We start from the raw sequence: 6,000 nt of genomic DNA on the forward strand, positions 1-6,000 counted from the left end.
GATCGCTAATGTTCTCCTCCATCTCAATTTTGATAGAGATGCAACGCGCTCAACAAGAGATGCAACGAACCGATCGCCTGGCCCCAAAACTGCGAGAATTAAATATTGACCCTGATACAATTTAGCAATTTTAGCAAAGAGCGAGGTTGATATGACTCAAATAAATCCCGATCGCACTGCTGGTACAATTGCGATCGACGTTTGCGCTCAATCAAACGGGCAGTATCTTTGTCATATTTCGTCATCTCTGAGCGATCGCCCTGATGATACCATTAATTTTTACGGACAAACGAAAGAACACGCGATCGCGATCGCCCTGGAACATTTAGCCGACGAGTATCGCGAGAAAGCCGAAGAATCTCAGAATATAGATTCGCTTGCCGTGGAAATTTCAGATTCTGGAGAACCAATTAATAAATATTATCATGTGATTGTACACTACGAAGAAATTTCGGAAGCCGAATCTAAGTTTGAGGCAGTACACAATACAATGATAGGAAATACGATAGTTGAGAATGCCAGAATTGCAGCCATTGAGATTGCTCCAGATATCGAAATCGAGCCGTTAGAGCGATCGGGATATTGAACCATCGGGACTTAGGTGCAGATGAGCATCTTACCCTACGCATCAACGCTCGAAACGTGAGTTTGAGGCGGCGATCGACTAGAAGCGATCGCATAATTTCAAATCCCCAAAATTTCTTTTCTATTACTCCCCCGCAAAATCTGCCCTAAACTTCTCAACAACTCGATTCAACTCAACTGAATGAGAAGCTTTAAATAAAATCCGATCGCCCTTTTCGACAAATCCCAACAACCGCTTTGCTAAATCTTCCCGCCCATCCTTGGCTGTAATATCTCCTATCTCCACAAAAGGCAAACCCGCCGCACCTGCAGCCATCGCCGCCGCTTCCTCAAAATCAGCAAAAACAAACAAAGCATCGAGATTCAAATCTCGCGCCGCCCTTCCCACTTGTCGGTGAAATTCGATCGCCCTGTGGCCCAATTCCTTCATCGTTCCCAACACCGCAATCCGGCGCTTTCCAGGAGTATCTGCTAACAGTCTCAGGGCCGCCAACATCGACTCCAAACCAGCATTGTAAGTCTCATCCAGAATCACAATATCCTGCGGCAAATCGTAGCGGCGCGCCCGTCCATCCGGTAACTGCACAGACAAACCTTGCTTTAAAACTTCCCAATCAATACCTAACACTTTTCCTACCGCCAAAGCCGCCAAATAATTTACTGCATTGTGGCATCCAGGCAGCGGCAGCGGCAATTCCATACCATCTATAAGTATTGTATCATGATTGAGCAATTCTCCGCACAAATTCCCGCATTCTAAACCGTAACTTAAAGTTTTTCCCTGCCAAACTTCGGTCGCAGTTGCCATTAATCTATGATTATCGTGATTTAGAATAGCAATGCTATCAGCAGGCATTTCGGCTAACAGTTCGCACTTAGCTTGGGCGATCGCCTCTTCGGAACCCAATCGCCCGATATGTGCCGTTCCTACATTAGTAATTACCGCCACAGTAGGACGCGCAATTTGCGACAGTAGCGCAATTTCACCACGGCCGCGCATTCCCATTTCAATTACAGCATAATTGTGTGCGGGTGAAAGCTCCAACAGAGTTTTTGGTACGCCAATTTCATTGTTGTAGTTATATTGAGTTTTAAGAACATTTCCCGTCGTTGACAAAACCGCCGCAATTAACTCTTTAACAGTAGTTTTACCTACAGACCCAGTAACAGCAACTATAGGTATACTGAATTGGTCACGCCACCAACGGGCGATCGACTGGTAAGCTTTTAAAGTATCGTCAACGCGCAACAGCGGAAAATTCGGCAATTCCTCTTGCCAATGTCGATCGACAATCGCGGCAATCGCCCCCAAATCCCTGGCTTTTGCCACAAATTGATGGCCGTCAAAATTGTCTCCCCGCAGCGCCAAAAATACTTCACCCCCCTCAAGAGTGCGCGTATCTGTGGCAATACCTGTCCCTACAACTGTCAAAACGCCTTCAGACACAGTAGGCAAAGGTACAGTTAAAATTTCAGCAAGTTGGGCGATACTTACGCGACAAACCATAACCAGCACTCACATTTAAAATAATTATTTTCACAGCTAATTCTACCTCGCCCAACCTCAAATTTAACTAACAGCGGGCGGCGGATCGGGATTGACCTCGATCATCCTAATACTAAATCGTCGGTTCACCAAAAAATTATCCCGTACCCACCCACGATCTTTACCAATACTTTACACAGTCGATGGTATTTAAGGCCTTGCTAATTACCAACAATTCATGTCATGCTGGTGTTGATAAATAGTTTAACTAAGCAAAAAATATCGATCGGCTTAAGCTGCTGACAGCTTCTACCCATAAGTCTCCGCCGGCGAGAAGCTCGGTTGACTCAATTATTGCGATTCATTTGCCAATTCATCAAAATAATAGCGCTGAAAGCTCCTGCCCCAGCCTCGGAGGGTTAATCCACAGTGAACGACTACAACAGACAAAGCCACGAAGAAGAACAGCTACTTTACAAGCATTGGCTGGAGTTGGTACAACGAGAGCAGCCTGCCGAACTCATCAGCCGCTTTCGCACTTTGTTTATCCAGGGTACTGGATATCCCGATCGCTCGATCGCCGAAGCACTCGAAAAAATAGCAGCCTCAAAACACGCCGAACAAGAATTCAAATACATTCTCAACCGCTGCTGCCACATCCTGATCAACCGCTGGCAAACCTACCCCAGCAAGCAAGCAGCCATCCCTGAATTGATCGCTATGTTTGAAGAAGCACCCAAAATCTTATTTGGATACCATCGATCGCGGGGGCGAGGCTCCATCCCCCAATTAGTAAATCAATTTACCGAAAGCGAACAGTACCTCACCCTCCAACGTTTAGCCAAAGTCATAACTCACAACAATGAAGATAGCAGCAGCAAAACCCCTGCTACCCTCGCCCTCGGAACCTTAATTCCCCGCTACCCTTACCTCTACAAACACTGCCTGCTCAGCGACGACAGCAGCTACGAACAGCAAAAAATCATTAAAAAAATCCAAGCTCAAAAGCAGCAGCAATTTGAGATCAACCTCTCCCAGTATGTTGCTCACCAAGTGAGAAAAGCCCAAACAGCCCGTCGGGAAACCTCAATTGTCTTCAAAAGAAGTATACAACCTATAAAAAATCCGACCCTGTTGACCGACCCGGAACTATTCTTTGCCCTCAAGCAATTTGTCGGAAAAGTAGAAGGAGCAGATACCTACAGACAGCTAGCGGGCCGTTTCACGGCGAACGCCAGCACAAATCAGTCCTACCGCTCCTTTAAAGACGACTTGTACGAATACCTGATTTCTTCTGTCACCGACGATCGCTACGGCAAACGTCTCTTTAACGAAAAATTGTATAAGCAACTACAAAATACCCTGCCCCACAGCGACGATCAGAAGTTTAACGAATTTTTAATGATCAGAACTTGCAGCCAGTTATTGAACTTTTTAGTAGTAGAGAGTCCTGTGCGGCCCAACCACTTTGTCTTCATCGACCTGATCTCAAACCTCGGTCCCACCCAAACCACAGGTTTGCTGCTGAAAATCGTACTAATTTGCGGCAAAGTCAAGCCCTACCTAGAAAAGCGGCTGGCAATTTTGTTCGGTCACTACGAATGCAGTACCCGAGAAGGCGTGGTGTGGTTAGTCAAAGCCCTAGAAAACGTAAACCTAGCTTTGAGTACCAACTTTGGCAAGGTGGATGTATCTTTCCTGCGGTGAGAGGGCGCGGCATAACTTTCTTTGCTTCCACTGCAGGCAAAACATCACACCCATCAACCAGGTTTCTGAATACCCTAAAAGTTTTACCTTTAATTTGAACGACTTAATTAACTCCTGAAACCTACTCAAAAGACATTATTCTATGTTAAAGTACCAAGTGTGAATCAGATTCAGTTGCAGGCTTTGTTCATTGCTACAGAATTGTCTAAAAACTTGCCCTTCTGTATCGGCAGGGGACTCTCCGAAACTGAAATCTTCGCACTGTCTAAATTTTGGAGTTATTCCTCATGTCGATATACGTCGGTAACTTATCCTACCAAGTTACCCAAGAAGACATCACCACCGTCTTCGCCGAATACGGAACTGTTAAGCGGGTACATCTACCTACCGACAGAGAAACCAGTCGCCCCCGCGGCTTCGGTTTTGTAGAAATGTCCACAGATGCAGAAGAAGATGCAGCGATTGCTGCTCTCGACGGAGCAGAGTGGATGGGTCGCGACCTCAAAGTTAACAAAGCCAAGCCCCGCGAAGATGAAGGTGGCCGGGGCGGCGGCAACCGGGGCGGCGGTGGCCCTGGAAAATTTGCTCGCGGAGGGGGCGGCGGCGGAGGACGTTATTAATTTCCTCTGATAAAGATTTGAGATTGAAGAGTTGAAATTGGCGCGAGAGCTCACCTAGCTCCGAACCACTTCCGGCCTTTCCGAAAAACCTATGCTCTTCAAGTTTCCATATCTACCGCATTAAATATACCAAAAAGCCAAGGGCCGAACCCTTGGCTTTTTGGTATGTATGAGGGTTGACGGTATAAGTCTGAAACCGGCTGGGCGAATCCGTTGCAGTACCGTCAGGTTCTAATCGTCAGGTTCGATGCTGCTGCTCAATCCGTGATTATTGAGCGTTTCAGCGTAAAACTCAGCGTGTTCGAGAGCGCAAACAATCACCAATCCCATCCCGTTAGTATGGGCTTCCATCATCACATTTACCGCCTGTGGCTGAGTCAGACTCGGTACCGTCGCCATCAAAGTCTGCACCACGTACTCCATAGGATTGAAATCATCATTGTGCAGCAGAACGCGGTAGCGCGGTGCAAGCTTGCGGACTGTGGAAGGCTTTTGAATAATTTCGACAGACACTAATCTATACCTCCTGACTTGTAAAATGTTAAAATTTGTCAACAATCTTGAGCCGGATTCCTCCGCTGTGCAAGACTATCTCACTTTCAGCTATTTTATTGAAATCTGAAACTTCAGACAAGGCAGCCCCTCGGTCGATCGCGAGCTGTGAACCCAACACCAAACCCACAGGGCGTGTCCTGGACCCTGGGCAACCACCTTCCTAGCGCCATAATATTAGAAAGGCGCGATCGGTTAAAAATAACAAACTACTACCTGTTGAGTCTCCAGAACTGAGGGAACGAACATTATATGAAACGCAAACCTAAATCCTACAACGACAGATTCAGCGGCGACCCATCCCGAGGAGATGAAGACTCCGACTACCCAGGCTCCTTTGGCGGACAGTCGCGGCGTCAACCTCAGTCCGGCAAACCCTCTTTCCTCAATTCCGCCACCCTAGGGATTTTAACAGCCGTCTTTATTCTGGGAATTGGGATTGGCATTGCCTTTAGCTCCACAGCTACAATTAGCCCAGAGAACGTAGCCTCCCGCGAATTTATCGATCGCAGCGCCCCGAACCCAGAACTTTGCGTGCAGTTTGGAGCCAGCGCGATGGTGACAGATATGCGCCTCTACGTCACCCTCAACCCCTTCAACGTCTACATCTCGCAGCCGAGTATGCGCCCCGGATGCGTTTTGCGAACCAATAACTGGGCAATTCTCGAACAAAGAAAACTCATCAGCCAAGACCAAGTGCGCGATTGCAAAAATCGCATGAACACCTTTGGCTTCACCGGCCCCCTGGAAGCTCAACCCGAAATTAACTGTATCTACCAAAACGACGGCGCTAAAAACCTGTTCCTCAACCAACCGGGTTCGATAGCTCCAACCACGGAAGGTCAAAATTTCTAAATCCCCGATATAGCGGTTTTCAGTTGAGTCAATTTCAGATATGGGGTAGGGACTTAGGCTTAGCCTAAGTCCTTACTTTATTTCAGAGAATGGAAAACTGCTCTGAGAAAATATTAAACTGAAGTTCCCCCAGTAGGGGGAATGTTCAAATCTCACAAACCCTTGCACTACAAGGAACGATCGCCTTTTTACCCC

General features: G+C 47.0%; 6 protein-coding genes. 4 read left to right on the top strand and 2 right to left on the bottom strand.

Annotation, left to right across the window (positions count from 1 at the left end; all coding sequences use genetic code 11):
- Window positions 1–151 precede the first annotated feature (151 nt).
- Complete coding sequence (locus QT987_RS20355) at window positions 152–586, top strand: hypothetical protein (protein ID WP_333243546.1); 435 nt, start codon at window positions 152–154, stop codon at window positions 584–586.
- A gap of 123 nt (window positions 587–709) precedes the next feature.
- On the opposite strand, the gene QT987_RS20360 is transcribed toward QT987_RS20355, so the two are convergent.
- On the bottom strand, window positions 710–2,092 hold the full coding sequence (locus QT987_RS20360; protein WP_333243548.1) for a UDP-N-acetylmuramoyl-tripeptide--D-alanyl-D-alanine ligase: 1,383 nt from the start codon (window positions 2,090–2,092) through the stop codon (window positions 710–712).
- Window positions 2,093–2,500: 408 nt separating this feature from the next.
- Here QT987_RS20360 and QT987_RS20365 point away from each other — a divergent pair, with 408 nt between their 5' ends.
- A complete protein-coding gene (locus QT987_RS20365) occupies window positions 2,501–3,778 on the top strand; it encodes a hypothetical protein (protein WP_333243550.1) in 1,278 nt (425 codons plus the stop codon).
- Between the two features lie 287 nt (window positions 3,779–4,065).
- Window positions 4,066–4,398: an RNA-binding protein gene (locus tag QT987_RS20370; protein WP_190743136.1), complete on the top strand. Its 333-nt coding sequence runs from the start codon at window positions 4,066–4,068 to the stop codon at window positions 4,396–4,398.
- A 231-nt stretch (window positions 4,399–4,629) separates the two neighbouring features.
- Here QT987_RS20370 and clpS read toward each other — a convergent pair whose 3' ends face one another.
- Window positions 4,630–4,911: an ATP-dependent Clp protease adapter ClpS gene (gene clpS / locus QT987_RS20375; protein WP_015178019.1), complete on the bottom strand. Its 282-nt coding sequence runs from the start codon at window positions 4,909–4,911 to the stop codon at window positions 4,630–4,632.
- A gap of 291 nt (window positions 4,912–5,202) precedes the next feature.
- On the opposite strand from clpS, the gene QT987_RS20380 reads away from it, so the two are divergent.
- Window positions 5,203–5,805, top strand: coding sequence for a DUF3172 domain-containing protein (locus tag QT987_RS20380; protein WP_333142979.1), 603 nt, complete (start codon window positions 5,203–5,205; stop codon window positions 5,803–5,805).
- The last annotated feature ends 195 nt before the right edge of the window (window positions 5,806–6,000 follow it).

Origin of the sequence: Microcoleus sp. SVA1B4, assembly GCF_036700545.1 — a bacterium.
Classification (GTDB): domain Bacteria; phylum Cyanobacteriota; class Cyanobacteriia; order Cyanobacteriales; family Microcoleaceae; genus Microcoleus.